At 68.6% G+C, this 26,128-nt stretch carries 26 protein-coding genes and 1 pseudogene; 13 read left to right on the plus strand and 14 right to left on the minus strand.

Annotated features, from left to right (window positions below; all coding sequences use genetic code 11):
• Positions 1-137: 137 nt before the first annotated feature.
• From A6I89_RS08535 to A6I89_RS08580, 10 genes are all read left to right on the plus strand, one after another.
• Positions 138-1,247 carry an aromatic ring-hydroxylating oxygenase subunit alpha gene (locus tag A6I89_RS08535; protein WP_022594185.1) on the plus strand — a complete coding sequence of 370 codons (1,110 nt, stop codon included), beginning with the start codon at positions 138-140 and terminating at the stop codon, positions 1,245-1,247.
• A gap of 22 nt (positions 1,248-1,269) precedes the next feature.
• Positions 1,270-1,464 (plus strand): ferredoxin, encoded by a 195-nt coding sequence (locus tag A6I89_RS08540; RefSeq protein ID WP_022594183.1) that lies wholly within the window; start codon positions 1,270-1,272, stop codon positions 1,462-1,464.
• 5 nt (positions 1,465-1,469) lie between these two features.
• Entirely contained in the window at positions 1,470-2,654 is a 1,185-nt protein-coding gene (locus A6I89_RS08545) for an NAD(P)/FAD-dependent oxidoreductase (protein WP_022594181.1), read from the plus strand.
• A 146-nt stretch (positions 2,655-2,800) separates the two neighbouring features.
• Entirely contained in the window at positions 2,801-4,288 is a 1,488-nt protein-coding gene (locus A6I89_RS08550) for an APC family permease (RefSeq protein WP_005515449.1), read from the plus strand.
• Position 4,289: 1 nt separating this feature from the next.
• Entirely contained in the window at positions 4,290-5,339 is a 1,050-nt protein-coding gene (locus A6I89_RS08555) for an NAD(P)-dependent alcohol dehydrogenase (protein ID WP_022594179.1), read from the plus strand.
• A 74-nt stretch (positions 5,340-5,413) separates the two neighbouring features.
• The gene (locus tag A6I89_RS08560; protein ID WP_005515453.1) at positions 5,414-5,914 is read left to right on the plus strand and encodes an Lrp/AsnC family transcriptional regulator; all 501 of its coding nucleotides are present in this window, start codon (positions 5,414-5,416) and stop codon (positions 5,912-5,914) included.
• Positions 5,915-6,065: 151 nt separating this feature from the next.
• On the plus strand, positions 6,066-6,392 hold the full coding sequence (locus tag A6I89_RS08565) for a putative quinol monooxygenase (RefSeq protein ID WP_005515454.1): 327 nt from the start codon (positions 6,066-6,068) through the stop codon (positions 6,390-6,392).
• Positions 6,393-6,421: 29 nt separating this feature from the next.
• The gene (locus tag A6I89_RS08570; RefSeq protein WP_022594177.1) at positions 6,422-7,264 is read left to right on the plus strand and encodes a mycofactocin-coupled SDR family oxidoreductase; all 843 of its coding nucleotides are present in this window, start codon (positions 6,422-6,424) and stop codon (positions 7,262-7,264) included.
• Between the two features lie 101 nt (positions 7,265-7,365).
• The gene (locus tag A6I89_RS08575; RefSeq protein ID WP_044990500.1) at positions 7,366-7,695 is read left to right on the plus strand and encodes a WhiB family transcriptional regulator; all 330 of its coding nucleotides are present in this window, start codon (positions 7,366-7,368) and stop codon (positions 7,693-7,695) included.
• Positions 7,696-7,713: 18 nt separating this feature from the next.
• Positions 7,714-7,905: a hypothetical protein gene (locus tag A6I89_RS08580; RefSeq protein WP_022594175.1), complete on the plus strand. Its 192-nt coding sequence runs from the start codon at positions 7,714-7,716 to the stop codon at positions 7,903-7,905.
• Positions 7,906-7,910: 5 nt separating this feature from the next.
• On the opposite strand, the gene A6I89_RS08585 is transcribed toward A6I89_RS08580, so the two are convergent.
• The 3 genes from A6I89_RS08585 to A6I89_RS08595 are packed head-to-tail and all read right to left on the minus strand — an operon-like array spanning position 7,911 to position 9,911.
• Positions 7,911-8,927, minus strand: coding sequence for a 1-aminocyclopropane-1-carboxylate deaminase/D-cysteine desulfhydrase (locus A6I89_RS08585; RefSeq protein WP_013414923.1), 1,017 nt, complete (start codon positions 8,925-8,927; stop codon positions 7,911-7,913).
• Positions 8,920-9,348 carry an HIT family protein gene (locus A6I89_RS08590; protein WP_005515459.1) on the minus strand — a complete coding sequence of 143 codons (429 nt, stop codon included), beginning with the start codon at positions 9,346-9,348 and terminating at the stop codon, positions 8,920-8,922. Before A6I89_RS08590 ends, A6I89_RS08585 begins: the two co-directional genes overlap by 8 nt.
• Positions 9,349-9,359: 11 nt before the next feature.
• Complete coding sequence (locus A6I89_RS08595) at positions 9,360-9,911, minus strand: TetR/AcrR family transcriptional regulator (RefSeq protein ID WP_022594172.1); 552 nt, start codon at positions 9,909-9,911, stop codon at positions 9,360-9,362.
• Between the two features lie 256 nt (positions 9,912-10,167).
• Here A6I89_RS08595 and A6I89_RS08600 point away from each other — a divergent pair, with 256 nt between their 5' ends.
• Positions 10,168-11,379 carry a cytochrome P450 gene (locus A6I89_RS08600; RefSeq protein ID WP_022594170.1) on the plus strand — a complete coding sequence of 404 codons (1,212 nt, stop codon included), beginning with the start codon at positions 10,168-10,170 and terminating at the stop codon, positions 11,377-11,379.
• Between the two features lie 124 nt (positions 11,380-11,503).
• A pseudogene (locus A6I89_RS08605) lies at positions 11,504-12,916 on the plus strand (FAD-dependent oxidoreductase); the annotation flags it as partial.
• Here A6I89_RS08605 and A6I89_RS08610 read toward each other — a convergent pair.
• Positions 12,833-14,782, minus strand: coding sequence for an ABC transporter ATP-binding protein (locus tag A6I89_RS08610; protein ID WP_315851595.1), 1,950 nt, complete (start codon positions 14,780-14,782; stop codon positions 12,833-12,835). The pseudogene A6I89_RS08605 and the gene A6I89_RS08610 sit on opposite strands and share 84 nt — an antisense overlap.
• Positions 14,783-14,870: 88 nt before the next feature.
• Here A6I89_RS08610 and A6I89_RS08615 point away from each other — a divergent pair, with 88 nt between their 5' ends.
• Positions 14,871-15,305 (plus strand): MarR family winged helix-turn-helix transcriptional regulator, encoded by a 435-nt coding sequence (locus tag A6I89_RS08615; protein WP_005515463.1) that lies wholly within the window; start codon positions 14,871-14,873, stop codon positions 15,303-15,305.
• Between the two features lie 76 nt (positions 15,306-15,381).
• Here A6I89_RS08615 and A6I89_RS08620 read toward each other — a convergent pair whose 3' ends face one another.
• The 10 genes from A6I89_RS08620 to A6I89_RS08665 all read right to left on the minus strand — a co-directional run bounded on the left by A6I89_RS08620 (position 15,382) and on the right by A6I89_RS08665 (position 26,062).
• Positions 15,382-16,086, minus strand: coding sequence for a dienelactone hydrolase family protein (locus A6I89_RS08620; protein WP_022594166.1), 705 nt, complete (start codon positions 16,084-16,086; stop codon positions 15,382-15,384).
• Entirely contained in the window at positions 16,083-17,504 is a 1,422-nt protein-coding gene (gene purB, locus A6I89_RS08625) for an adenylosuccinate lyase (protein ID WP_013414916.1), read from the minus strand. The genes A6I89_RS08620 and purB overlap by 4 nt, the downstream gene beginning before the upstream one ends.
• A 36-nt stretch (positions 17,505-17,540) precedes the next feature.
• Positions 17,541-18,152, minus strand: a complete 612-nt coding sequence (locus A6I89_RS08630) for a TetR/AcrR family transcriptional regulator (RefSeq protein ID WP_005515466.1) — start codon at positions 18,150-18,152, stop codon at positions 17,541-17,543.
• Positions 18,153-18,211: 59 nt separating this feature from the next.
• Positions 18,212-19,390 carry a pyridoxal phosphate-dependent aminotransferase gene (locus A6I89_RS08635; protein WP_005515467.1) on the minus strand — a complete coding sequence of 393 codons (1,179 nt, stop codon included), beginning with the start codon at positions 19,388-19,390 and terminating at the stop codon, positions 18,212-18,214.
• Between the two features lie 123 nt (positions 19,391-19,513).
• Positions 19,514-20,767 carry a phosphoribosylamine--glycine ligase gene (purD, locus tag A6I89_RS08640; protein WP_022594163.1) on the minus strand — a complete coding sequence of 418 codons (1,254 nt, stop codon included), beginning with the start codon at positions 20,765-20,767 and terminating at the stop codon, positions 19,514-19,516.
• 50 nt (positions 20,768-20,817) lie between these two features.
• Complete coding sequence (gene thpD / locus A6I89_RS08645) at positions 20,818-21,684, minus strand: ectoine hydroxylase (RefSeq protein WP_005515469.1); 867 nt, start codon at positions 21,682-21,684, stop codon at positions 20,818-20,820.
• 115 nt (positions 21,685-21,799) lie between these two features.
• A complete protein-coding gene (locus tag A6I89_RS08650; protein WP_005515470.1) occupies positions 21,800-22,042 on the minus strand; it encodes a DUF2630 family protein in 243 nt (80 codons plus the stop codon).
• Between the two features lie 47 nt (positions 22,043-22,089).
• Positions 22,090-24,033, minus strand: a complete 1,944-nt coding sequence (locus tag A6I89_RS08655; RefSeq protein ID WP_022594162.1) for a glycosyltransferase family 39 protein — start codon at positions 24,031-24,033, stop codon at positions 22,090-22,092.
• Positions 24,030-25,268, minus strand: a complete 1,239-nt coding sequence (locus A6I89_RS08660; RefSeq protein ID WP_005515472.1) for a bifunctional glycosyltransferase family 2/GtrA family protein — start codon at positions 25,266-25,268, stop codon at positions 24,030-24,032. The genes A6I89_RS08655 and A6I89_RS08660 overlap by 4 nt, the downstream gene beginning before the upstream one ends.
• Positions 25,269-25,399: 131 nt before the next feature.
• On the minus strand, positions 25,400-26,062 hold the full coding sequence (locus tag A6I89_RS08665) for a YdcF family protein (RefSeq protein ID WP_005515473.1): 663 nt from the start codon (positions 26,060-26,062) through the stop codon (positions 25,400-25,402).
• Positions 26,063-26,128 lie beyond the last annotated feature (66 nt).

Genomic DNA, 26,128 nt, shown 5'->3' on the forward strand with positions numbered 1-26,128 from the left:
AAGGACAACGCAATGCGTAGCCAATAGAGCACTATCTGTTGACTTTGCGTATCCAAGACCGCATGCTGTTACGCAACGGGTTGTGAGCTGCATTACATGGCCCGGCTGAGCAACAGCGAAAGGACTTGTGACCAGTGATGGTTCAGATGGAAGACGTTCGGATGAAGTACGGGCTGCCGTCGACCGACGAGATGCTCGCCCGACTCGACGCGGGAGAGACCCTTCCGGCGCCCTTCTACTACGCACCCGAGATTCATCGACTCGAACAGGAGAAGATCTTCGCGAAGTCGTGGCAGTACGCGTGCCACGAATCCGCGGTCGCGAAGCCCGGCGATTACGCGGTCACCCGCGCCGGGTCGGTGCCGATCATCGTCACGCACGGCAAGGACGGGCAGCTGCGGGGATTCGTCAACGTGTGCCGGCACCGCCTGCACGCGATCGCGGAGGAGAACGGCAACAAGCCGCTCCTGCAGTGCCCGTACCACGGATGGACCTACGGCCTCGACGGCCAGCTCAAGACGGCACCCCGCTCGCAGCGTGAGCCGAACTTCGACTGCTCGACCATCTCGCTCGAGCCAGTCTCGGTCGAGCGCTGGGACCAGTGGGTGTTCGTCAACCCCGACCCCGCCGCAGCCCCACTGTCCACGGTGACTGCCGGGATCCGGGAACGGGCCGCCGAGATCAACACCGATCTGCGCGAGTACGAATTCCAGGTGCGCTACGAGTACGACATGGAGTGCAACTGGAAGCTCTGGGCGGAGAACGCCGTCGAGTGCTACCACTGCCCCACGCTGCACAACACCAGCTTCGGCAAGACGTACCACACCAACCCCGACGACTACGCGATCGATTCGGACGCGAACACGATCTGGCACCAGGGCCCCATCAAGTGGCTCCCGTCGGGCGTCGACCCCGCCGGACTGAAGGGCTTCCGGTTCGCGTTCACCTTCCCCTCGTCGTTCTTCGCCCTGGACGACTACGTGGGCTTCGTGGGCAGCGTCCAGCCGGTCTCGCCCGAGAAGTGCTGGGCCTTCGTGGACATGTACGCCAAGCCCGGCGCCGACCCGGTGGTCGTGAAGGAATGGCTCGACATGTGGGATCGCACGCTCATCGAGGACAAGCGCGCCACCGACATCCAGCAGATCGGCTACAACTCGGGCCGCGTGCCCGCCGGCCGCCTCCTGCTCGACAGCGAGAGCCCGCTGCAGAGCTTCATGCGCACCGCGGTGACCGCGCTGTCGTCCTGACCAGACATTCGAAGGACTCGAGATGGCCACTATCAAGGTTGACCTGAGCAAGTGCCAGGGCTACGCGAACTGCGTGGTGACGTCCCCCGACGCGTTCGACCTCGGAGACAACGGGAAGGTCGTGCTCCTGACCCGGGAGGTCACGCCCGACCAGCTCGCCGAGGTCGAAGAGGGCGTGCGGTCGTGTCCGGCCGCGGCGCTGAGCTTGGAGATGTGAGTCGAATGACGAGCATCGTGATCGCCGGCGCATCCCTCGCCGGCGTCCGCACAGCAGAAGGATTGCGCAACAAGGGATTCGATGGCGTAATCACCCTCGTCGGCGATGAGGCCGACCTCCCCTACGACCGGCCCCCGCTCTCGAAGTCGGCACTGACGAAGGGCGAGTCCGCCGAGACCCTGGCGTTCCACCCCGAGTCCTGGTACCCGGACAACGGGATCGACCTCCGCCTCGGCGAGCGTGCGTTGCACCTCGACCCGCAGCGGAGATTGCTACGGACGACGCTGAGCGAGATCGAGTTCGACGACCTCGTGATCGCCACCGGCGCCCGGCCACGGAATCCGTTCCCGAAGGCCCCCGACGGCGTCTTCACCCTGCGCACGCTCACCGACGCCCACCTCCTGCGGGAGCGGCTGCGCTCGTGCCGCCACCTGGTCGTCATCGGTGGCGGGTTCATCGGACTCGAGGTCGCGGCATCGGCGCGCGCATCGGGTGTCGACGTCACGGTCGTCGAGGTCGCCGAGATCCCCCTCTCCCGGAATCTCGGCGCCTCGGTCGCGCCGATTCTCGGCGATCTTGCTCGGGACCACGGGGTCCGTCTCATCTGCGGACGATCCGTGGCGGACCTCGAAGGAACCGACCGGATCGAACGAGTCGTTCTCGACGACGGCCAGGCGATCGACGCCGATCTCGTCCTGGTCGGTGTCGGCGCGGTGCCGAACGTCGAGTGGCTGGACGGGTCCGGCCTGGACACCTCCGCGGCCGGCGTGCACTGCGATCCGACCGGGCGCGCCGGCCACCGGGTATGGGCCGTCGGCGACGCCGCGTGCTGGGCGGACGCCAACGGCGTCCTGCACCGCCACGAACACTGGACATCCGCGACGGAGCAGGCCAGGATCGTGGCTCACAATCTCATCGAGGACGAGAAGCGGACTCTCGATTCCGTCGGCTACGTGTGGTCGGACCAGTTCGGGCGTCGAATCGACATCATCGGCGACACCACAGGTGACGCCACCGTGCGGTTCCTCTCCCGAACGCCCGGCCATCTCGCGGCCCTCTACTCGCGCGACGGCAGACTCGTCGGCGCCTGCATCGTCGGTCAGCCCCGCCTGATGATCAAGTGCCGCAAATGGATCGCAGACCGAACCGAAATCGGGAGCATTCCCGAATGGCAGGACGCCACCGCCTGAAGCCCCAGGCAGCGACTGCCCCCCCCCCGAAACCGACCGACACGGCACCAGCAACTCTGGAGGGAAATCCAGTGAGTTCAGCTGATTTACCACGGCCACCACAGAGCGGCCACGAACCTGCCCATGCGGCAGCCCACAGCGAGTCCATGGTCCGCACGCTCACCTGGCGTGACGGCATGGTCTTCGCCCTGAACATGCCGATCGGCCTGTTCCTCACTCTCGGATACACCGTCGGCGCCATCGGTGGATGGACCGCCATCGCGATCTGGGGAGTCGCGTGCACCCTGGCGTTCCTCCAGAGCCATCTCTTCGCGGAGATGGCCGCGATGTTCCCCAACAAATCCGGCGGCATCTCCGTCTACGCCTACGAAGGCTGGAAGCGTCACTTCGCACCCCTCGGCGCCATCGCAGCGTTCGGCTACTGGATGGGTTGGTCCCTGTCCCTGTCCGTCGAGGGCGTCGTGCTCGGCACACTCATCGAGCAGGCGTTCTTCCCCGACAACGACATCGCCGTACGACTTCCGATCGGCCACGAACTCGGGCTCCCCTATCTGATCGCGATCGGCGCGATCGTCACCGCCTGGGCCCTCAACTACTTCGGCGTCAAGATCGCCGCCGGCGTCGCGCGGGTCACCGGTGCCCTGCTCGTCATCGGACTGGTGGTCCTCGTCGTCGGGCCGTTCGTGTCCTCCGGAGCCGACTTCGACATGAGTCGAATCACGTGGAGCGGCGCCAGTTCCCCCCTGGACTGGAAGATCATCGTCGTCTGGTTCTACATCACCGCGTGGACGACGTACGGCACGGAGGTGTGCGCCAGCTTCGCGGCCGAGTACAAGGATCCGGTCAAGGACACGTCGCGGGCGCTTCGCGCTTCGGCGGCGATGATCCTCGGCATCTACCTCGTGGTTCCCTACGTCGTGGTCGGCGCGCTCGGCGAGGAGACCATCGGTGCCAACCCGGTGAACTACATCGGCCTGGCCTTCGACAAGATCCTGGGCAGCTACTCGTGGCTCGGCCAGCTACCGATCATGGCCGCGTTCATCATCGCCATGATGACCGCGACCGCCGACGGCGGACGATCGCTCTACGGGATCTCCCGCTCGGGCGGGACGATCAAGCAACTCGGCGTACTCAACCGATACGGGGTGCCCGGACGGGCCCTCACCACTGACATGATGATCAACGTCGTCGTGCTGATCGTGCTCGGCGAGCCGATCGCGATCCTGCTGGCGAGCAACCTCGGTTACCTCACCGCCGTGACCCTCGCGGTCGGCGCGTTCGTACTGCTGCGCCGGGACCGCCCCGACATCCCCCGGCCGATCCGGCTGGCACGGCCGTGGATCCCGATCGCGTGCGTCCTGTTCGCGATCAACGCGTTCGCGATCGGCGTCGGCATCCTCAACCCCGGCCTGACCGGCTATGGCGGATTGAGCGAAACCATCACCGGCATAGGCATTCTCATGATCGCCTGCGTGCTCTGGTACTACCGGCAGCGCGTCCAGGACAAGACCTCCATCGAATGGCGCGTCCGAGGCGACGACCATCCCGACCCCACCGATCCGGATCCGGATCCGGCCGACGGCGCAACCGTTCAGACCGATTGCGCCGAACTACCCACCGAGACCAGGAGCTGACATGAAGGCAGTCCGCGTACACGAATACGACCAGCAGCCGACGCTCGACGAGGTGCCCGCGCCGACCCTGCAGGGCCCGCACGACGTCATCGTCCGCGTTGAGGGCGCCGGTGTGTGCCGAACCGATCTGCACATCATCGAAGGCCAGTGGCAGAACAAGAGCGGCGTTCGGCTCCCGTACACGATCGGCCACGAGAACGCCGGCACGGTGACCGAGATCGGCTCCGCCGTCACCAACGTCGCGCTCGGCGACAAGGTCATCCTCCACCCGCTCGCCACCTGCGGCCTGTGCCACGCCTGCCGGAGCGGCGACGACGTGCACTGCACCGCTTCCGACTTCCCCGGCATCGACGCCGAGGGCGGCATGGCGGAATACCTGCGAACGTCCGCGCGCAGTGTGGTCAAGCTCGACCCGTCGCTCGCACCGGCCGACGTCGCGGCGCTCGCCGATGCCGGGCTGACCGCGTACCACGCGGCCCGCAAGGCCGCCGAGATCCTGCGCCCGGGACAGACCGTCGCGGTCATCGGCGCCGGCGGGCTCGGCCACATCGGCATCCAGGTTCTGAAGGCACTCACCGCGGCACGCATCGTCGTCGTCGACCAGTCGCCCGCCGCCCTGCAGCTGGCCGAGGAGATCGGCGCCGACGTCACCGTCGTCGCCGACGGCACCGAGGCCGAGCGGGTGCTCGAACTGACGGGCGGAGCGGGCGCCGAGGCGGTGCTGGACTTCGTCGGCGAGGGCACCGCGATCGCTGCGGGCGTCGCGATGCTGCGCCGCGCGGGCTCGTACTACGTCATCGGCTACGGCGGCAACCTCGACATCCCGACGATCGACGTGATCAGCACCGAGATCAACTTCGTCGGCAACCTGGTCGGCACCTACAACGATCTGGTGGAGCTCATGGCGCTCGCCGCCGAGGGTCGGGTACACCTGCACACCGTCAAGTACCCGTTCTCGGATTTCGCCAAGGCGCTCGACGACCTGCACCACGGAAGGGTGCGCGGACGTGCGGTTCTGGTTCCGGACGCGGACTTCGCGCCGACCGCGTGAGGATTACGGAACATGTCGACGCGAGTCGCCGACCATGACGATTGCGTAGCACATAGACTGATCCGGTGCGCAAGATGACGATCACGGGGAGTGCGGAGTCCATGGGAGGATCCGAGATCTCGGTCGAGGGCCTCGACGACATCGACCGTGGCATCCTGCGCCTGCTGCAGGGCGACGGCCGCATGCCCTACCGCCAGATCGCACGCGAACTCGGTGTCTCCGAAGGCACCGTGCGGATCAGGACAGGCCGGATGCAGGAATCCGGTGTGCTCAACATCGTCGCCATCGCCGACCCGTTCCGACTCGGTTACCGCGTTCTCGCCTTCCTCCTCGTCCGGGTCGAACCCGGCCACCACGATCATGTGGTCGCCGAGTTCACCGCCTGGGAGGAAGCAACCTACGTGTCCACGTGCATCGGGCACGCGGACGTGTACGTACAGCTGGTCTGCCGCGACAACGATCACCTGAACGATCTGCTGCACAAGCGGATCCCGGAGATCGGCGGCGTCCGCGAGTTCGAGACCTTCATGGAACTGAAGATGCACAAGGTCTCGTACGAGTACTCGCCGTCCTGACGACCGGCAGCTCTTCGCACAACACCATCCCACGACGGTAGGTCGGGGCCCATCGACGGACCTCGGCTCCGTTCGCCATACCTCCCACCCCGGTCCGCACCCTCGTGCGCACCGGTATTCGATCGAACCATCAGAACGAGGTAGTACCCCGATGATCTTCATCGTCGTCAAGTTCAAGGTCCTCCCCGAACATCAGGAGAACTGGCTCTCCATCACGAAGGACTTCACCGACGCCACCCGCTCGGAGACCGGAAACCTCTGGTACGAGTGGTCACGCAGCGTCGACGACCCGTCCGAGTACGTGCTCGTGGAGGCCTTCCGCGACGCGGAGGCGGGCGCGGAGCACGTCGCCGCGGACCATTTCCGTCGCGGCCTCGAATCCATGCGTCCCGCGCTGAGCGAGACCCCCCGAATCATCAACACCGAGGTTCCCGGAACCGAGTGGTCACGGATGGGCGAACTGGAGATCGCGCAGTGACCACGACAGCACGAGAATTGGAGCAGGGCATGACAGGTCGGGTCGCCGGCAAGGTTGCATTCATCACGGGCGCCGCTCGCGGGCAGGGCCGCAGTCACGCGGTTCGACTCGCGCAGGAGGGCGCCGACATCATCGCCGTCGACGTCTGCGGCGACGTGGGACGCACGTCGGACTTCTACGCACCGGCCACGGACGAGGATCTCGCCGAGACCGTGCGACTGGTCGAGAAGGAGGGGCGTCGAATCGTGGCCTACAAGGCCGACGTTCGCGACTACGACGCCCTCGAAGCCGGACTGACTGCGGCAGTGGAGGAGTTGGGGCGGCTCGACATCGTCGCAGCGAACGCCGGCATTTTCCAGTTCGGCGACGACGTCCAGGACATCCGCGTCGGCGACTGGGCGGACGTCATCGACGTGAATGTCACCGGCGTGTTCAACACCTGCAAAGCCGCTGTGCCACACCTGATCCGGGGCGGACGCGGCGGAACGGTCGTGATCACGTCGTCGGACGCCGGGACGAAGGGCTTCGCACGGTTCGGCCATTATGTGACGTCGAAGCACGGCGTCATCGGGCTCATGAAGTCGCTGACTATGGAACTGGCGCCGCATTCGATCCGCGTCAACGTCGTCTCCCCGACCAACTGCAACACCGACATGATCCAGAACGACGCGGTGTGGCGCCTGTTCCGGCCGGATCGCGAGAACCCCACCGCGGACGAGTTCGCCGAGGCGTCGTCGACTCTGCTGGCCCTGCCCGCACCGTGGGTGGAACCGGTGGATGTGTCGAACGCAGTCCTCTTCCTCGCGTCCGACGAGGCCCGTTTCATCACCGGAGTGAATCTGCCGGTGGACGGCGGTTCGGCAGCGATCTGACGCGCGGGTGTGGGCGCATCACCGGATAGGTGGTGGTGCGCCCACCCTGGCACGAGTTGTCCCGCGGACCGATTCCCCTCCAGGAAGGATGCATTCCGGCCGTGACCGCACATCGCGACGTCATCCCCGCAGTTCGACGTATATCCGACGCGACCTGGCAGGCCTCGGCTCGATGTCGCGCGTCGGCAACCGACATGTTCTTCCCGCAGCGGACGCGCACCTGGGGAGAACGGATCCGTCTGGAGCAGGCCGCGAAGAAGATCTGCGAACGATGTCCGGTCCTCGTCGAGTGCCGAACATACGCGCTCGAGCACGAGGAACGACACGGAGTGTGGGGCGGGCTCACCGAATCCGAGCGCCGGTCTCGCTTTGCTACCGGCCGTTCTGCAACGCAGAAGCAGAACCACCGATCAACGATTTCCGACGTGTGACGAGCGAGGAGCGAGACCATGGACGCCGACGACGACCACATCATCACGTTCGCAGTGCGGTGGCAGCCGTACGGTGGCCCCCGGCGGGAGGACATCTTCGTGACGTTCGGCATCACGCCCCGAGAGTTCGACGAGCGACTCCGGAAGGTCTGCATGCGCCGGTTCGGGCACCCCTCGATACCGCGTCCGGTCGGCCGGAGCCTTTCGTAGCGACCTCAGTCCGGGCGCGGACCGAAGGTGTCGAGCATGACGATCGGGCCGTCTCCACCGCGCGTGTGCGCATCGATCTCGAGCAGGCCGGCGAACGCCTTGGCGGTGTAGACGGGGTCGAGCGGGATGCCGAATTCGTGCCCGACACGTTGCGCGGCACGCCCTTCCGCGGTGGCGTATCCGTAACCGGGGCCGAGGTATTCGCGCGTCACGGTCAGCGGTGCCGAACGCAGGTCGATGTCGCCGAGGTCGGCACCGCGTTGCCGCAGTAACGATTCGGAGCGTCCCGCCAGATCCCGGATCTCACGCTGCCCCAACGGCAGGGTGTCGTTGACGACCACCGCGACGACGCCGGTTCGCAGACCGGCGAGCCGTAGCCCGAGGAGCAGTCCGGCGACGGTGCCGCCTGAGCCGACGGGCGCGACGATGTGCGCCGGTTCGGGGATCTCGCCGGCGTCGACCTGGGCTGCCAGTTCCAGCGCGGCCTCGACGTAGCCGAGCGCGCCGATCGGCGAGGAGCCGCCCGGAGGCAGGTAGTAGGGCAGCCGGCCGCCTTTCATGTGTCGAACCATGAGCCACGGCGCGACCGCGAAGGTGCGGGCCTTGGTGCGGGTGAAGTGCAGGGTGGCACCGGAACGCTGCAGCCGAGCGAGTTGAGCACGGACGTGGTCGTCGACCGGCTGGTCGATCAGCGCCAGCGCGGTCTCGATCCCGAACTGGCCGGCGTACAACGCGGTCGCGAGACCCCAGTTGGTCCCGAGACCGCCGACGGTGATGATGCGCTTCGACTTCCGCGCCAGGACGTCGGGGATGATCCACTCGAGTTTGCGAACCTTGTTGCCGCCCCACCCACCGGAGCCGAAGCGGCTGTCGTCCTTGAGCCAGATCCGGTCCCCGATGCCGAGTCCCTCGAGTTTGCGCACGGGTGTCGGCGACGTCCCCAGCCGCACGTGCGGAAGGGATTTCGCCAGTTCCGGAAAACGCTGATGCAGGTATGGAGAGGCCGTCGTCACGTCAGGCATCGGCAGCGCCCAGCCGTCCGCGGATCGATCCCGCGAGATAGTCGAGGTCCGGTCGCGGCGGCACGGTCGGGCGACCGCGCAGACCGAATCCGTCACCCGCCGTCCGGGGAACGACGTGAAGATGCACGTGGAACACCTCCTGACCAGCTACCACTCCGTCAGCGAGGAAGAAGTTCACCCCCTCCGCACCCACCGTACTTGCCCGCAGTGCGCCTGCGATCCGTTGCCCCACACGGAACAAGCGTGCCCCGTCCTCGGGATCCAACTCGGCGAGGCCCGCGGCGTGCGTCTTCGGTACCACCAGCAGATGGCCGGGGGTGAAAGGACGAATGTCCATGAACGCGGTCGTGTGCTCGTCCTCGTACACGAGACTCGATTCCGCCTTGCCGGCGACGATGGCGCAGAAGACGCAGTGGCTCATGCTCGTCGATGTTATGTGGCGAACGCCGGCGCGACGAAGTGCCGCACCATATGTCGTTCCGTGTCGCCGTCGGCTCCCGGCCACGCCAACAGCGTGAGGACCACCCGGACGATCCACTCACCCGCCAGGTCGTCGGCCACGGCACCTGTGAGCGTCGTCGCGAACCGAGCCAGATCCGGGGACGACGCGAGGTAGCCGTTCGCCGCCCCGGTCCGGTTGTGCGCGAACCAGTACGAGAGCGCCGGGTCCGCCCGCACCGCCGCCACGGACGTGAGGATCGCCTCGACCACTCGATCGGCACCGTCGAGGTGAGCCACCGCGCACGCCACGTCCTCGGCGACCGACGCTGCGGCCGAGGACACCACGGCTGCGACGATCGCGGGCTTACCGCCCACGTACCGGTACAGCGTCGCCCGTGAACATCCCGCGCGCTCGGCGACGTCCAGGACCCCGACCCGATCGAATCCGCGCTCGAGGAACAGGTCCGTCGCGGCCGCAGTGATCCGTGCGACCGCAACCTCCCGCCGGTTCCCACCGGCCAGCCAGTCGTCCGTTCGCGCCATGCGCCCCTCCGATCACCGATGACTTACGGTCTCATTGTGAGACAGAGAGGCAGTTTCGTCTACATCGTGGAATTGCCGCCACCTGCGGCGACACCGACGACCGGCCACAGCCTCGAGACAGCCCATTCGCGCACGTCAAACGGGTTCTCTCAGTTTCCCGGCACCCCTTGACACCGCGTCGCCGCGGGCTGGACGGTGGCATCACCACACCAGGTTCCGACCGCTTGACGGGAGATCATCCGTGACCAGGACACGTATGGACGGGCTCGGCGTCTTCGACCCCGCACACCTCGACGACCCCTACCCGCTGTACGCGACGCTGCGCGAGCGCGACCCCGTCCACCGCGTCCCCGGCACCGACTTCCACCTCGTGTCGTCGTGGGAACTGGTGACCGAGGCACTGGCCCGTCCCGAGGACTTCTCGTCGAACCTCACCGGGGTGATGGTGCAGCGAGCCGACGGTCCACCCGTCACGTTCGACATGGACGGCGGCGGTCGCGCGGTCCACGTGCTCGCCACCGCCGACGATCCCTCGCACGCGGTGCACCGCAAACTCGTTCTCGCGCAACTCACCAAGCGGATCCGCATCCTCGGACCCACGGTGCGGGCCCTCGTCGATCAACTCTGGGATGCCGGGCTGCGCGCCGACGACACCTTCGAGTGGGCGCGCGAGATGGCCGACGCATTACCCCTCGCCCTCGTCGCGAGCCTGATCGGACTGCCGCAGAGCGACGTCCCGCAACTGCTTTCGTGGTCGTACGACAGCACCGAGATGCTCGGCGGGATCGTCACCGAGGACCGTCTACCGACGCTGGTCGCTTCGGCTGCCGCACTCACCGGCTACCTCCACACCGAATTCACTGCCGCCAAGCGAGATCCGCAGACAGATCTGCTGGGCGTGCTGGCCCACGCCTGCAACGAGGGCGATCTCACCGACGACGTCGCCGTCCTCGTCCTGGTGCAACTGGTCGGCGCTGGCGGCGAGTCGACTGCAGGCCTGATCGCCAACGCCACCCGAATCCTCGCGACGAATCAGGAACTGCAGGACCGGCTCCGGCGCGACCCGCAGCTGATCGACCCGTTCCTCGACGAGGCACTCCGGCTCGAATCACCGTTCCGCGGGCATCACCGACACGTCGTCACGGACACCACCCTCGGCGGCGTCCGGCTGTCCGCCGGGAACCACCTGCTGCTGCTGTGGGGGGCCGCGAATCGCGATCCGGCGAGGTTCGTGGACCCCGACACCGCCCGCCTGGACCGCCCGAACCTGAAAGGCCACCTCGCGTTCGGCAAGGGTATCCACTTCTGCGTCGGATCGGCGCTGGCCCGGATGGAAGCACTGGCCGCGCTGACGACGCTGATCGAGCGCACCACGTCGTTCACCATCGCCGACGGCGGAGCCGAATGGGTGCCGAGCCTGTTGGTGCGCCGTCATCGATCGCTGCCACTGGAACTGAACCGCCGCTGACCCAGAAGGATTGAGTGCGCACCCCCAGCTTCCCGCTCACCGGACAACCACCTTCACGGTCCCGCACTGCGACCCTACTGTGACCGGCACCACAGCCATGCCAGTGTCACGACAGGAGAACCGGATGAGCGCACGCGTACCCGTCACCCCGATCGACGCGGCGGAGATCACCGCCTACGACCACGAGACCGACGTCCTCGTCATCGGCTACGGCTGCGCCGGTGCGTCGGCCGCACTCGAGGCCGACGCCGCGGGCGCCGACGTGGTCCTGCTCGAGCGACAGAGCGGTGGCGGCGGGTCGTCGGCATTGTCCGGGGGCGAAATGTACCTCGGTGGCGGAACCCCGATCCAGGAGGCGTGCGGCTTCACCGACACCGCCGAGGAGATGGAGAAGTTCCTGCTCGCCGCGCTCGGCCCGGACGCCGACCAGGAGAAGGTGGGACTCTACAGCCGCGAGAGTGTCGCCCACTACCAGTGGCTCGTCGACCACGGCGTCCCCTTCAAGCCGTCGCTGTGGGACTCCCCCACCTGGGTGCCGCCCACCGACGACGGCCTGATGTGGATGGGTGAGAACGCCTATCCGTTCTACGAGATCGCCGAACCGGCGCCCCGTGGGCACCGCGTCACCTCGGACGGTTTCGGCGGCAAGGTTCTGATGGCGGTGCTCAGCGAGGCCGTCACGAAGACCGCGATCGCGATCCACACCGACACCACCGCCCTGCGCCTGATCATGAAGGACGGCCGCGTCGTCGGCGTCGTGGCCCGGCACTTCAACGAGACCGTCACCTACCGTGCCCGACGCGGCGTGGTCATCACGACCGGCGGGTTCGCCGACAACAAGGAGATGCTCGCGCAGCACGCGCCACAGCTGGTGGGTCTGGGCGTCAACAGCGACGGCGGCGACGACGGCCGCGGCATCGTGATGGCGCAGGCCGTCGGCGCGGCGGTCAAGCACATGTCTGCCGGTCAGGTGGGTATCTCGCTGGTGCCCGGAATGATGGTGCGCGGCATGATCGTCAACAGTGTCGGCCAGCGGTTCATCAACGAGGACGTCTACCCCGGCCTGGTCGGGCAGGCGGCACTGTTCAAACACAACCTGAAGGTGTGGGTGATCCTCGACGAGCAGGCGTACGAGGAGGTCCCGGTCGACGAACGCTGGGGCGTGCAGCCGCATTTCGTCGCCGAGACGCTCGAAGAGCTCGAGCGCGAGATCGGCATGCCCGAGGGCGCACTACAGAACACGGTCGGCGAGTACAACCGCTTCGCCGAACACGGCGAGGATCCGTACTTCCACAAGTCGGCGCGCTGGCTGCGTCCACTGCAGTCGCCGTTCGCCGCGATCGACGTCCAGCGTGGCATGGCTCCCCCGGAGTACGGCGACGGCGGAACCGGCGGTGGCGGCGCCGAGGTGTTCACCATCGGCGGCCTGCGCACCACTGTCGACGGCCGCGTCCTAGACCTCGACGACGACGCGATCCCCGGCCTCTTCGCTGCCGGGCGCGCGACGTCCGGCCTGCACTCGTGGGGCTACATCAGTGGCACCTCGCTCGGTGACGGCACCTTCTTCGGCCGTAGGGCCGGCGTCGCCGCCTCGCGCGAGTAGCGCGGCGTACCGGCCGCCGAGCGCGCGCAACTCCTCGTGGGTGCCGCGCTCGGCGACCCGGCCATGATTCAGCACCGCGATCTGGTCGGCATCGCGGATCGTCGAGAGCCGGTGCGCGATCGTGATCGTCGTCCGGCCACGACTGACGACGTCGAGCGCGGCCTGCACGGCCCGCTCGGTCTCGTTGTCGAGTGCGCTGGTGGCCTCGTCGAGCACCAGGATCCGCGGGTCCCGCAACAGGGTTCGCGCGATCGCGATGCGCTGCTTCTCGCCACCGGAGAACCGGTGCCCGCGCGCGCCGACCACGGTGTCGTAGCCGTCGGGCAGCGACACGATCAGCTCGTGCACCTGCGCCGCCTGCGCCGCAGCCTCGATCTCGGCGTCCGACGCGTCGGGCCGGGCGTGCCGCAGATTCTCCCGGATCGTCGCGTGCAGCAGATACGTCTCCTGCGACACGACACCGACCAGTTCGGACAGCTCCGCGAGCCGAATGTCGCGCAGGTCCACACCGTCGATCGTGACCCGGCCCGACGTCGGGTCGTGCAGACGCGCAACCAGCGATGCCAGCGTGGTCTTGCCGGAGCCGGTTTCGCCCACCAGCGCGAGCGACGACCCGGCGGGCACCTCGAGGGTGACGTCGGCGAGCGCATCGCGGTCGGCATTCTCGTAACGGAACCCGACGTCTTCGAACCGCACCGCACCGTCGACTCGCTCGCGCGGCATCGGTGTGGGGCGTTCGGGATCGTCGATCTCCACCGGCAGATCCAGGTACTGGAAGATCCGGCTGAACAACGCGAGCGAACTCGTCACGGACACACCGACATCGAGCAGGCCCATCAGCGGACGGAACAGCGTGGTCTGCAGCCCGGTGAACGCCACCAGGGTGCCGATCGTCATGCCGCCCGACGTCGCCGGCAGCCCGGCCGCAAGGTACAGCAGCGCGGGGATGGCCGAGAAGATGATGCTCATCGTCGCCATCCGCCAACGTCCGGACAGCTGGGAGCGGACCTCGAGATCGACGAGCCGCGTGGATGTCTCGGAGAAACGCTCGGACAGCGCCGGCCCGGCACCGAGCGTCTTACCGAGCTGCACCCCGCTGATCGACAGCCCCTCCTCGATCTGGGTCTGCATGTCCGCCAGCGCCTTCTGCCGCTGCGCGGTGATCTCGCGCCGCATGAGCGCGACCTTGCGGGTGAGCCAGATCGCGGGCGGCAGCACGATCAACGACAGCAATGACAGCCGCCAACTGAGTACCGCCATCGCGATCGCGGTGCCGATCACCGTCGTGACGTTGGACGCGATCGACGTCGCCGTGGACGTCACGACGGTCTGCATGCCGCCGATGTCGTTGGTGAGCCGGGACTGGACCTCACCGCCGCGGGTGCGGGTGAAGAAGCCGAGCGACTGGCGCTGCAGGTGTGTGAACACCCGCGTCCGCAGGTCGTGCATGATCCGCTGCCCGACGGTCGTCGAGATCCACGTCTGCACCACGCCGAACACCGCCGTCGCGACGGTGATCGCCAGCATCGCGACCACGGCCCACACGAGCAGCGTGACGTTCTGTTCCGGGATCGCCCGGTCGATCACCTCACGCACGAGGAACGGGTTGGCCAGCGAGATCGCCGACGACGCCACGATCAGCGCGACAACCACCGTGATCTGCCACCGGTACGGCGCGAAGAGCGCACCGATCCGGCGCAGGCTGACCGGGGATTCCTCGAGCTGGGCGCGGTCGGCGGGGTCGACCTTGCGGGTTCGCATCGGACCACCGCCGGGTCCGCCGAATGGAAGGCTTGTCATTGCACCACCCCTCTCAGATGTCGGGGCAAGCCTTTACTGAGGTTGCCTCAACATGAGGTAACTGTCAAGTGAGGTAGGCTCCAGCAGCATGACGGACGTATCGGCCGAGCAACTCCGCGACCTCGTGATCTCCACGTCGCGCGGGCTGCGCCGACGCTGGTTCTCGGCCCTCGAACCGTGGGGGCTGTCCCCGCACGAGTTCCGCGCACTGCGTGTGATCGACGGCGAGGCCGGCGGCCGCCCCCGCCTCGGCGACGTCGCCAAGGCCCTGCGCATCGCGCCCCGCTCGGCCACCGAGGTGGTGGATCGACTGCAGAAGCGCGACCTCGTCGAACGCGTCGCCGACGACGTGGACCGTCGCGCGGTGTGCGTCCGGCTCACCGACAGCGGTCGCCGGCTTCTGGACGAGATGTCCGCCGCCCGCGACGCCCAGGCCGCCGACTTCTTCGCCGGACTCGACGACCACGACCGCGTCGAGCTGAGCCGGATCCTCGACAAGCTCACCGCCGACGACCGCTGCTGACCCAGGAAACGCCGAACGGGAATCCGCGGCACGCGCGGAGTCCGAGACCGTGCCGGGGATTCCCGTTCGAGACCGACTACTGGGCCAGCGTCGCCTTCACGAAGGCCAGCGCCTGCGGCCAGGAGATCTCCCAGGCCGCTTTGTTCACCGGATCGTCGTGGCGCGCCCGGGCACTGAAGCCGTGCGCGGCGCCCGGGTAGGCGTGCACGATGGTCGCGCCGGATTCGCGGGACTGCAGCGCGGCCTGCAGGGCCCGGAAGCTCCCGGTCGACAGGATGGTGTCGGCGCCGGCGTGCAACACCATCACCGGGGCGGCGATCGTCGGGGCCAGCGCGATCGCGTCGAGGTCGTGATTCGCCGCGGCCGGATCCCAGATCGACGGATGGTACGCAACGACATTCGCGAGATCGGTATCGCGGGTGCCGAGCAGCAGCGCGAACCGACCGCCCAGGCACCAGCCGATCACGCCGACCCGGCGTGCGCCGAGTTCGCCGCGCGCGTAGTCGAGCAACGCGGCCATCTCGGCCAGGCACGTCTCGTCGTCGAGCTCGCCCATGAGCTCGAACAGCCGTTCCTTGGCGGTGTCGTCGAGGCTCGGTCCGTGCCACGGATCCCACACCAGGGCGGTGACTCCGGACGCGGCGACGTCGTCGGCGTACTCCCGCACCTGCGCGTCGATGCCGTTGATCATCGGCAGCAGCAGCATGACGGTGTCGCTGCCGCCCTCGGGCCGCGCGAGATACGCGGTCAGGTCGCCGACCGTGATGGAACCTGCTGTCACAGAATCGAACCCGGGGTGTAGCGGGCGGCATCGGGGTTGGCGTCGACGAGCTTCTGCACCTCGGCGACCACCGAGTCGACCTGCGCGCCGGCGGCACCGACGAACGCGGAGCGGTCGGCCAGCGCCTCGTCCAGCGCGGCACGGTCGAGCGGCAGCCGGTCGTCGGCGGCCAGACGATCGAGCAGGTCGGGCTCCTTGCCCTCCTCGCGCATCGCGAGCGCGACGGCGACGGCGTGCTCCTTGATGGCCTCGTGCGCGGTCTCGCGTCCGACACCGGCACGCACCGCGGCCATGAGGACCTTGGTGGTGGCGAGGAACGGCAGGTAGCGGGTGAGCTCGTTCTCGATGACGGCCGGGTAGGCGCCGAACTCGGCGAGCACCGTCAGGAACGTCTCCATCTGGCCGTCGATCGCGAAGAACGCGTCCGGCAGAGCAACGCGGCGGACGACGGAGCAGAACACGTCGCCCTCGTTCCACTGCGCGCCGGCCAGCTCCGACGCCATCGACGCGTAGCCGCGCAGCACCACCTGCAGGCCGTTGACGCGCTCGCACGAGCGGGTGTTCATCTTGTGCGGCATCGCCGACGAGCCCACCTGGCCGGGCTGGAAGCCCTCGGTGACCAGCTCGTGGCCGGCCATCAGGCGGATGGTGTGCGCCATCGACGACGACGCGGCACCCAGCTGGACCAGCGCCGACAGCACGTCGTGGTCGAGCGAGCGCGGGTAGACCTGGCCGACGCTGGTGAACACGTGCGCGAAGCCGAGGTGCTCGGCGACCTTGGCCTCGAGCTGCTCGAGCTTGGCGGCGTCACCGCCCAGGAGGTCGAGCATGTCCTGCGCGGTGCCCATCGGGCCCTTGATGCCGCGCAGCGGGTAGCGATCGATGAGCTCGCGCACACGGGTGAGCCCCACGAGCATCTCGTCGGCGGCGGACGCGAAACGCTTGCCGAGCGTGGTGGCCTGCGCGGCGACGTTGTGGGAGCGGCCGGCCATCACGATGCCGGTGTACTCGGCGGCACGCTCGGCCAGGCGGGCAGCGATCGCGATCCCGTGGTCGTAGACGTGTTCGAGCGAACGGAGCACCTGCAGCTGCTCGACGTTCTCGGTGAGGTCGCGGCTCGTCATGCCCTTGTGGACGTGCTCGTGGCCGGCGAGCGCGTTGAACTCCTCGATGCGCGCCTTCACGTCGTGGCGGGTGACCCGCTCACGCTCGGCGATCGAGTCGAGATCCACCTGGTGAAGCACGCGCTCGTAGTCGGCGACGGCCTCCTGGGGAACGTCGATCCCGAGCTCGGCCTGCGCCTGCAGCACCGCCAGCCACAGCTGGCGCTCGAGCACGATCTTGTGCTCCGGCGACCACAGCTCCTTCAGGGCGGGGCTGGCGTAACGGTTGGCAAGGACATTCGGGATGCGGCTCACGAGACCTCAGTCTAATGGCGCACCCGAACGCCCTCGTCAGCGCGTGCTCGGCGGCGCGAAGTCGTCGATCAGGTCCGACAGCATCGCCCGCGCCATCCCCCGCGGGTCCGGGTCGACCTCGCTGAGCGCACCCACCACGACGCCGTCGACGACGGCCACCAGCCGACGCAGCTGGGTCTCGCGGACCTCGCGCCCCGAGCGGCGCAACACCTCGGTGAGCAGGTCGTCGAGCTGGGCCCGCAGCCGCAACTGGACCTCGCGCAGTCCGGGATGCCGGGCGGAGGCGACGAACCGCTCGTACCGCGCGATCAGCCGCTCGCGGGCGCCGTCGCCCTCGTCGTCCGGCCCCACCAGCAGGTCGACGATCAGGTCCACCGTGGCTTCGACGCCCCGTCGGCGCTGGGTGACGTCGTCGATACGCTCCCGCATCGCGTCGAGCTCGCGGTTGCCGTTGTGTTCGACGGCGAGGGCGATCAACTCGTCGAGCGACCCGAAGTAGTAGGTGGTCGAGGCGAGTGGAAGCCCGGCCCTCGTAGCGACGGCCCGATGCCGGACGGCGTCGAAACCACCCTCGAGGAGGAGGTCCGCGGCCGCGGTCACGAGCGCCTGCCGTCGCCGCTCACCTTTGGGTGTGGCGGCAGAGGTCATCCGCCCATGGTGCCAGCCGGTCACCGCCCACCTGGGCGGAATCGGGGGAAGAACGCCCCCTAACGCGGCGCGGGCAACCACCGTTCGAGTCGAACCAGGGCATCCCGGATCTCCGCGGTGGCGCCCGCGAACGACATCCGCACGGTGTGGTCGCCGTGCGCGGTGTCGAAGTCGATGCCCGGCGCGAGCGCGAGCCCGGTGTCGGCGAGCAGGCGCGCGCACCACGACGTCGAGTCGTCGGTGAGGTGGGCGATGTCGGCGTACACGTAGAACGCGCCGTCGGCGGGCGCGAGCTCGGTGAGACCGAGCTTCGGCAGCCCTGTGAGCAGCAGTTCCCGGTTGGCGGCATACCGCTGGACGTGGCCGTCCAGTTCGGCGCGGGACTCGTCGGTGAACGCCGCGACGGCCGCGTACTGCGAGATCGCGGGCGGACAGACGGTCATGTTCGACGAGAGCCGCTGCAGTGCCCGGCGCAGGTGCTCGGGGACCAGCATCCAACCCAGCCGCCACCCGGTCATCGAGAAGTACTTCGACACCGATCCGATCACCACGGCCTCGCGCGAGGTCTCCCACGCGGACGCGGTCGGCTGGCCCCCGGCGAGTTCGCCCGAGAACTCGATGCCGTGGTAGATCTCGTCCGAGATCAGCAGTGTGTCGTGCTCCTCGCACCAGCGGGCCAGCGCGGCCAGTTCGGCCGGATCGATGACGGTGCCTGTGGGATTCGCGGGGCTCGCGACGATCAGGCCCGCGGGTGGGGTGTCCATCTGCTCGAGCATCGCGACCGTCGGCTGGAAGCGGGTCTCGGGGCCGCAGTCGATCTCGACGACGTTGCAGCCCAACGCCGTCAACGTGTTCCGGTAGGCGGGGTAACCCGGGCGCGCGACGACGACGGTGTCCCCGACGTCGAACGCGGCGAGGAACAGCAGTGTGAACGCGCCCGACGACCCGGTGGTGACGACGACCTCGTCGGGGTGGACGTCGTAGCCGGAACGGCCGCGGTGGTAGTCGGCGATCGCCTGCCGCAGCGGCTCGATGCCGAACGTCTCGGTGTAGCCGAGCAGATGGTTGTCCAGCGATTCCCGTGCCGCGCGCAGCACCGGCTGCGGCGCCGGCGTCGACGGCTGCCCGGCGGCGAGGGACAGCACGTCACCGTGGGTGCGCTGCCGCTCGTTCGCGGCCTTCCACACGTCCATGACGTGGAAGGCGGGGATGGTCGATCGCTGGGAGTCGCTGCGCACGTCTTCGACGTTAGCGCGCAGATCAGTGCCGCCCGAATCCGGTGCCCACCGCCGCCGCACCGCAAGACGGCGACGCCGCGCCCCCGGTCGGAGGCGCGGCGTCACGAAGAGTGGAGCGGCAGGTCAGATGGAGATCCGGCCCTCGACCGCGGCCAGACCGATGTCGCTGCGGAAGTGTCCGCCCGGCAACTTCACCTCGGCCAGACGCGCATACGCGTCCTCGCGGGCCTCGGTCAGGTCGGCGCCGATGCCGACGACGCTCAGCACCCGGCCACCGGCCGAGACGACGGTGCCGTCCTCGCGGGCGGCGGTGCCGGCGTGCAGGACCTGGTCGGCGTCGGATCCGGTGATGACGTCCCCGGTGCGCGGGGTGGCCGGGTAGTTCTCGGCGGCCAGGACGACGGTCACGGCCGCGCCGTCGCGCCACTGCAGCGGCGGGACCGACGCGAGGGTGCCGGTCGCGGCGGCGTTCAGCACCTCGCCGAGCGGCGACTCGAGCAGCGCCAGGACGGCCTGTGTCTCCGGGTCGCCGAAGCGGCAGTTGAACTCGACGACCGCGGGGCCGCTCTTGCCCATCGCCAGACCCGCGTACAGCAGACCGGTGAAGGGGCAGCCACGCTTGGCCATCTCGACCGCGACGGGCTTGACGACCTCGTCGACGATCTGGGTGACGGCGTCGGCCGGCAGCCACGGCAGCGGCGTGTAGGCGCCCATGCCGCCGGTGTTGGGCCCGGTGTCCCCGTCGCCGACGCGCTTGTGGTCCTGCGCGGGCAGCAGCGGGACCACGGTCTCGCCGTCGACCAGGCAGAACAGGGACACCTCGGGGCCGTCGAGGAACGACTCGAGCAGAACCGGGTGGCCGATCTCGAGGCACTCGGCGGCATGGTCGCGGGCGGCGCTGCGATCGGTGGTGACCACGACGCCCTTACCGGCGGCCAGTCCGTCGTCCTTGACGACCCAGTTGGGGCCGAAACGGTCGAGCGCGGCATCGAGGTCGGCCGGGTTGTCGACGACCTCGGCGTGCGCGGTGCGCACGCCGGCGGCGGCCATGACGTCCTTGGCGAACGCCTTGGAGCCCTCGATGCGGGCGGCCTCGGCGGACGGGCCGAAGCACGCGATACCCGCGGCACGGACGGCGTCGGCGACACCCAGGACCAGCGGCACCTCGGGGCCGATGACGACCAGGTCGGCGGCCTGCGACTTCGCGAGATCGACGACGGCGTCGCTGGACGCGACGTCGACCGCATAGGTCTCGGCGATGCGAGCGATGCCGGCGTTGCCGGGGGCACACATCAGCTTGTCGACGCCCGGGTCACGGGCGAGGGCCAACAGGAGGGCATGTTCACGGGCTCCGGAGCCGATCACGAGTACGCGCACGGGTGTCAGCCTACGGGCCGAACCTCGACGCCTCGACCACCCCTACCTCGTCACTCCGGTCGCCTGGCCAGGAACGAGGGACGCGGCGCCGACCCAGAGAAGGGCGCCTGCACCACGTTCTCGACGCTGTTGAACACCACGAACACGTTCGCGCGCGGCATCGGGGAGATGTTGCCGCCCGACGCGTGGAGTGCGTTGCAGTCGAACATCGTCATCGACCCCGCGCCCCCGGTCAGCACCTCGATCCCGTGCCGCTGCCACATGTCGGTGATGACCTCCTCCGACGGCACGCCGACACCGGGCGTCGTGGTGACCAGCGATTCCCGGTAGAAGTCGTCCGGTGTGGCTCCGGCACACTGCACGAAGTACCGCTGCGTGCCGGGCATGATCATCAGCGGCCCGTTGTACGACGTGTTCTCGGTGAGGGCGATCGACGCGCTCACCGCTCGCGGGCGCGGCATGCCGTCCTCCGCGTGCCAGGTCTCGAAGTCCGAGTGCCAGTAGAACGCGCCGCCCTGGAACCCCGGCTTGTAGTTGAGCCGACTCTGATGGATGTAGACGTCCGAGCCGAGGATCTCGCGCGCGATGTCGTAGGCACCGGACGATTCGACGACGCGGCGCACCGCGTCGCTCAGTTCGAGGATCTCGAAGATCGAGCGCACCGCGTCGGAGCCGGCCTCGCGGACGATGCGTTCGTCGTCGCGCAGCGCCGGGTCGCGCTGGATCCGGTCGATCTCCGTCAGACAGGTCGCGACGTCGTCCTCGTCGATCACCGCCTCCCGCTGGAGGAATCCCCGTCGGTCGAAATCCGCGTACTCCGGAGTGTCCGGTCGCCCCCAGAACACCGGGTCCGGGCGGTCGATCACTCGGGGCCGACCCGAAACCCGGGTCGTGTACACGTCTTCCACCAATGTCATATGGCAATCACCACCAACCTGTTCACTTCTCACTCTGTCGCGGTAAGCACCCGCCGCATCGATCACACACCGCGACGGCGCACCGGATTTCCTGGTGCGCAGCCGCTTTCACCGACTACTGGCGGTAGGACTCCACCTCGTCCACGGGACGCGGAGCGGCCTGCTCCACGTCCTCACCGAATTCGGCACGCGCACGACGCTGCCGCAGCAGGTCCCAGCACTGGTCGAGCCGTTGTTCCAGAAAGGTCAAACGGGCGCCGTCGTCTTCCGACAGCCCCTGACCCTCGGCCCGCGAACGCAACTCCCGTTCCTCACGGACCAGTTCGTCGATGTTGTCGATGATGTCGTGTTCGGTCATGTTGCGCCTCCCACCTCAGGGTAAACCGGATGGGCGAACCTGTCCGGTCACTGCGTGAGGTCGTAGAGGACGACCCCGTCGACGGTCGTCGGCGCGAAGTTGGCCTGCACCCATTCGGAGATCGCCGCCGCCGCGCCCTCGCCGCCGCGGCCGCCCATACCCCCGGCGAGGAAGTAGTGGATCCGCCCGTCCGCGACGAACTGCTGGAACTGCTCGAGCGTCGGCGACGGGTCGCTGCCGTTGAACCCACCGATCGGCATCACCGGGCGCTCGGTCGCCAACTGGTAGCCCGCTGCGCTGTTGGAACCGATCGCCGCAGCCACCCAGGTGTAGTCGTCCGCTCGCTCCCGCAGCAGGGCCGTGAGTTCGTCGCCGGGTTGGCCGGCGTCCAGCAGGCCGCCACCCGCGCCGCCGAATCCGCCGGGCACTACCGGCATCTCGAACGCGCCCTCACCGTACCCCCGGCCACCGGGTCTCGGAACGCCTTTCCGCTGCTCCCCCGGACCCGGCATGCCGCCCGGACCGCCGCGACCCATCTCGCCCTCGACGCGCGGCCCGGCCGACGGGATCGATCCGGTATGGGCCGTGCCGATCGTGTTCACCGCGTATGCGGCCGGCCCGGCGAGACCCGTGAAGAGCGTCGCCGCGATCACGACGACGACGCCCCGCGTCCGCAGATCGCGCGGCACCACCATCGAGAAGGCCGCGACGGCGCCGACCACCACGACCGCCCACCGCAGCCACGGGACGAAGTCAGGGCTGCGCGCCAGCAGGATCCACGCCGTCGACGCCGTGACGGCGATCGCCGCGAAGGCGACGATCCGAACCCACCACCGGCGCCGGCCGCGCCACAGCGTCACCGCCCCCGCGCCGACGAGCGCCGCGACCGCCGGTGCCAGCGCGACGGTGTAGTACGCGTGGAAGATGCCGGCCATGAAGCTGAACACCAGGCCGGTGACGACGAGCCAGGATCCCCACACCACGAACGAGCCACGCCGGGGGTCGGTTCGCGGAGCCCGCCCACACAGCCCGATCCCGGCCACGAGCAGGACCAGTGCCGCCGGCAGCAGCCACGCGATCTGACCACCCTGCGCCGGCTCGAACAACCGCGTGATCCCCGTGGTCCCCCACATGCCGCCGCCCCCGACGCTGCCCCGCTCGTTGCCGCTCAGCCGCCCGAAGCCGTTGTAGCCCAATGTCAGTTCCAGGATCGAGTTGTTCTGCGAGCCGCCGATCCACGGTCGCGAATCGGCCGGCCACAGCTCGACGGTGAGCAGCCACCATCCGGCCGAGACGATCAGCCCGCCGAGAGCCGCGAACAACTGCAGGACCCGCTTGCCGAGCCTCGGTGGCCCGGCGATCAGGTATGTCAGCGCCAATGGCGGCACGACGAGCATCACCTGCAACTGCTTGGTGAGGAACCCGAACCCGACGAACACGCCGGTGAGCACCATCCACCGGGTGCGCCCGTCCTCGACGCCGCGCAACGTCGCCCACACCGCCGCGATCATCAGCAGCACCAACAGCGCATCGGGATTGTCGAACCGGAACATCAACACGGCCACCGGAGTCAGGGCCAGCACCAGGCCGGCGAGCAGGCCCGCCGCGGCTCCGAAGTACCGGCGCACAGTCCCCCACAGCAACGCCACCGACGCGACACCGATCAGCACCTGCGGAACCAGGATGCTCCACGAGTTCAGCCCGAACACCCGCACCGACAACTCCATCACCCACAGCGATGCGGGCGGCTTGTCGACGGTGATCGAGTTCGCGGCGTCCGACGAGCCGAAGAAGAACGCCTTCCACGACACCGATCCCGCCTGCACCGCCGCCGAATAGAAGGCGTTGGCCCATCCGGAGGCGCCGAGGTTCCACAGGTAGGCGACGGCGGTGCCGACGAGCAGCGCAGCCAGCGCCCAGTACTCGCGGGGGCGTTTCGGTGCAGCGGCCGGCTCCGGCGCCGCCACCGGCCGATCGATCGTGACGCTCACCGGGTCACTCCTTTCGCTGCGCCGTCCCGGAAGACCCAGCGCAGTCCGACGAAACGGGACAGTGTGGCAACGAGATTCGCCACGACGAGAACGACGAGTTCGAGGTGTGGGGAGGCGCCCGGCGTGAGCCGGTGCAGAGCGGCCAGGGAGCCACTGGTGATCGCGAGTCCGAAGGCGAACACGACCAGACCCTGCAGTTGGTGCCGCGCAGCGCCACGACGCCCCCGGACCCCGAAGGTGAAGGCCCGGTTGGCCGCGGTGTTCGCGACCGCGGTGACGAGCAGTGCGAGGGCGTTGGCCCACTGCGCCCCGACCGCCTCCTGGAACGCGAGATACAGCAGGGCATAGGCCACGGTGCTGGCAACGCCGACGACCGCGAACCGCGCCAGTTGGCCCAGCATCGCCGGCTCCGACCCCGCGGCGAGTTCACGCCGGCCGAGACTGTCCCGTAACGCGGCGAGCGGCAGCGCACCGGTCACCAGCGCGCGCCCCACCCGCACCACGCCGCGCAGGTCCGCGAGGGCGGTCGCCGCGATGTCGACGCGGCTGTCGGGGTCGTCGACCCAATCGACGGGTACCTCGTGAATGCGCAGGCCGGCACGCTCGGCCAGGACGAGTAGTTCGGTGTCGAAGAACCAGTCGCCGTCCTCGACGAGCGGTAGCAGCGCCTGGGCCACGTCGGCACGGACAGCCTTGAATCCACACTGCGCGTCCGAGAACCGGGCATGCAGCGCACCCTTCAGGATCAAGTTGTAACTGCGGGAGATGAACTCGCGCTTCGGCCCGCGCACCACCCGGGACGACCGGGCCAGCCGGGACCCGATCGCGACGTCCGAGTGCCCCGACAACAGCGGCGCGACGAGCGGCATCAGCGCGTCCAGGCCGGTGGACAGGTCCACGTCCATGTAGACCAGAACCCGCGCGTCCGAGCGGCCCCACGCCGTTCGCAGCGCACGCCCGCGCCCCTTCTCGTCGAGATGCAGCACCCGCACGTCGGGGAACTCGGCCGCCAACCCCCGCGCAATGGGGAGAGTGCGATCACTACTGGCGTTGTCCGCGATGGTGATCCGGGCGGTGTACGGCACTTCGGAGGCGAGATAGCCGCGAAGTCGGCGCACACATCCTTCGAGCGCCGCCTGCTCGTTGTACACGGGTACGACGATGTCGAGCGCGGGCACCGTGGTGATCACCGTGGACGGCTGCACACCCGCCGAGGGCCGGGATTCGATCGTCATGTCCCTCAGCGTGCGGAGCGCGCCTGCGGTCCGGCTGCAACGGAGCTGTGAGCTTCCTGGTAACCCTCGGGTCGGGCACTCCGGATGTCGTACTGGCTACCAAAAACCGTACATACGAATCCTTTCGGACATCAGAAGGGTGCGACCACCCCCGCGATCGGGATACGTCCCGCCACCGCGACCCGGAAGTCCACCATCGCCCGCTGTAGATGATCGGGGCTGGTGACGACCACGGCACCACTCGCGGCGCGGCCGGCGAGGATCCGGTTCGTGTTGACGGCGTTCTCGACGGTCGAGCGTGAGGTGTTCTCCTCGGTGATCCGGAACGCCGGGATACCGTTCGCGACGAGCCATTGCCGCATCGCCTGTGCCTCGGTGACCCCGGACTGCGGGACGCCGCCGGTGACGATGATCGGCGACAACGGAAAACGTTGCGCCAGTGCGAGTGCGGCCTGGAGTCGGGACACCAGCAGTGGGCGCATCGTCCCGTCCGCGTACAGACCGGCACCGAGCACCACGATGTTGGTGGTGAGCGGGTTGAAGGCCAGCATCACGGGGACCTGCGTGGTCAGAGTCTCCATCCGGGTGCACGCGACGATGCGGTCCCGATCCGGGCTCTGGCACCCGCCCGCGACGGACAGCGCCCCGTTGACCAGGGTCGTGACCGACAGCGCGTCGACGACGTCGAGCGACGATTCGGCGGCGGCCTGGCCGGGCAGCGCGATCGCGGCAGCCGCCGCGGCGATCAGGGCGGGAACGATGAGGCGACGGGGACGTAACGAATGTGGCGACACAGCACTCCTCGGTATCGGATCCCCCGACCGAATGTGGACGTCGCGTATCAGTGTGACCTGCATCAC

This window comes from Prescottella equi (assembly GCF_002094305.1).
In the GTDB taxonomy this organism is placed as follows: Bacteria; Actinomycetota; Actinomycetes; order Mycobacteriales; family Mycobacteriaceae; genus Prescottella; species Prescottella equi.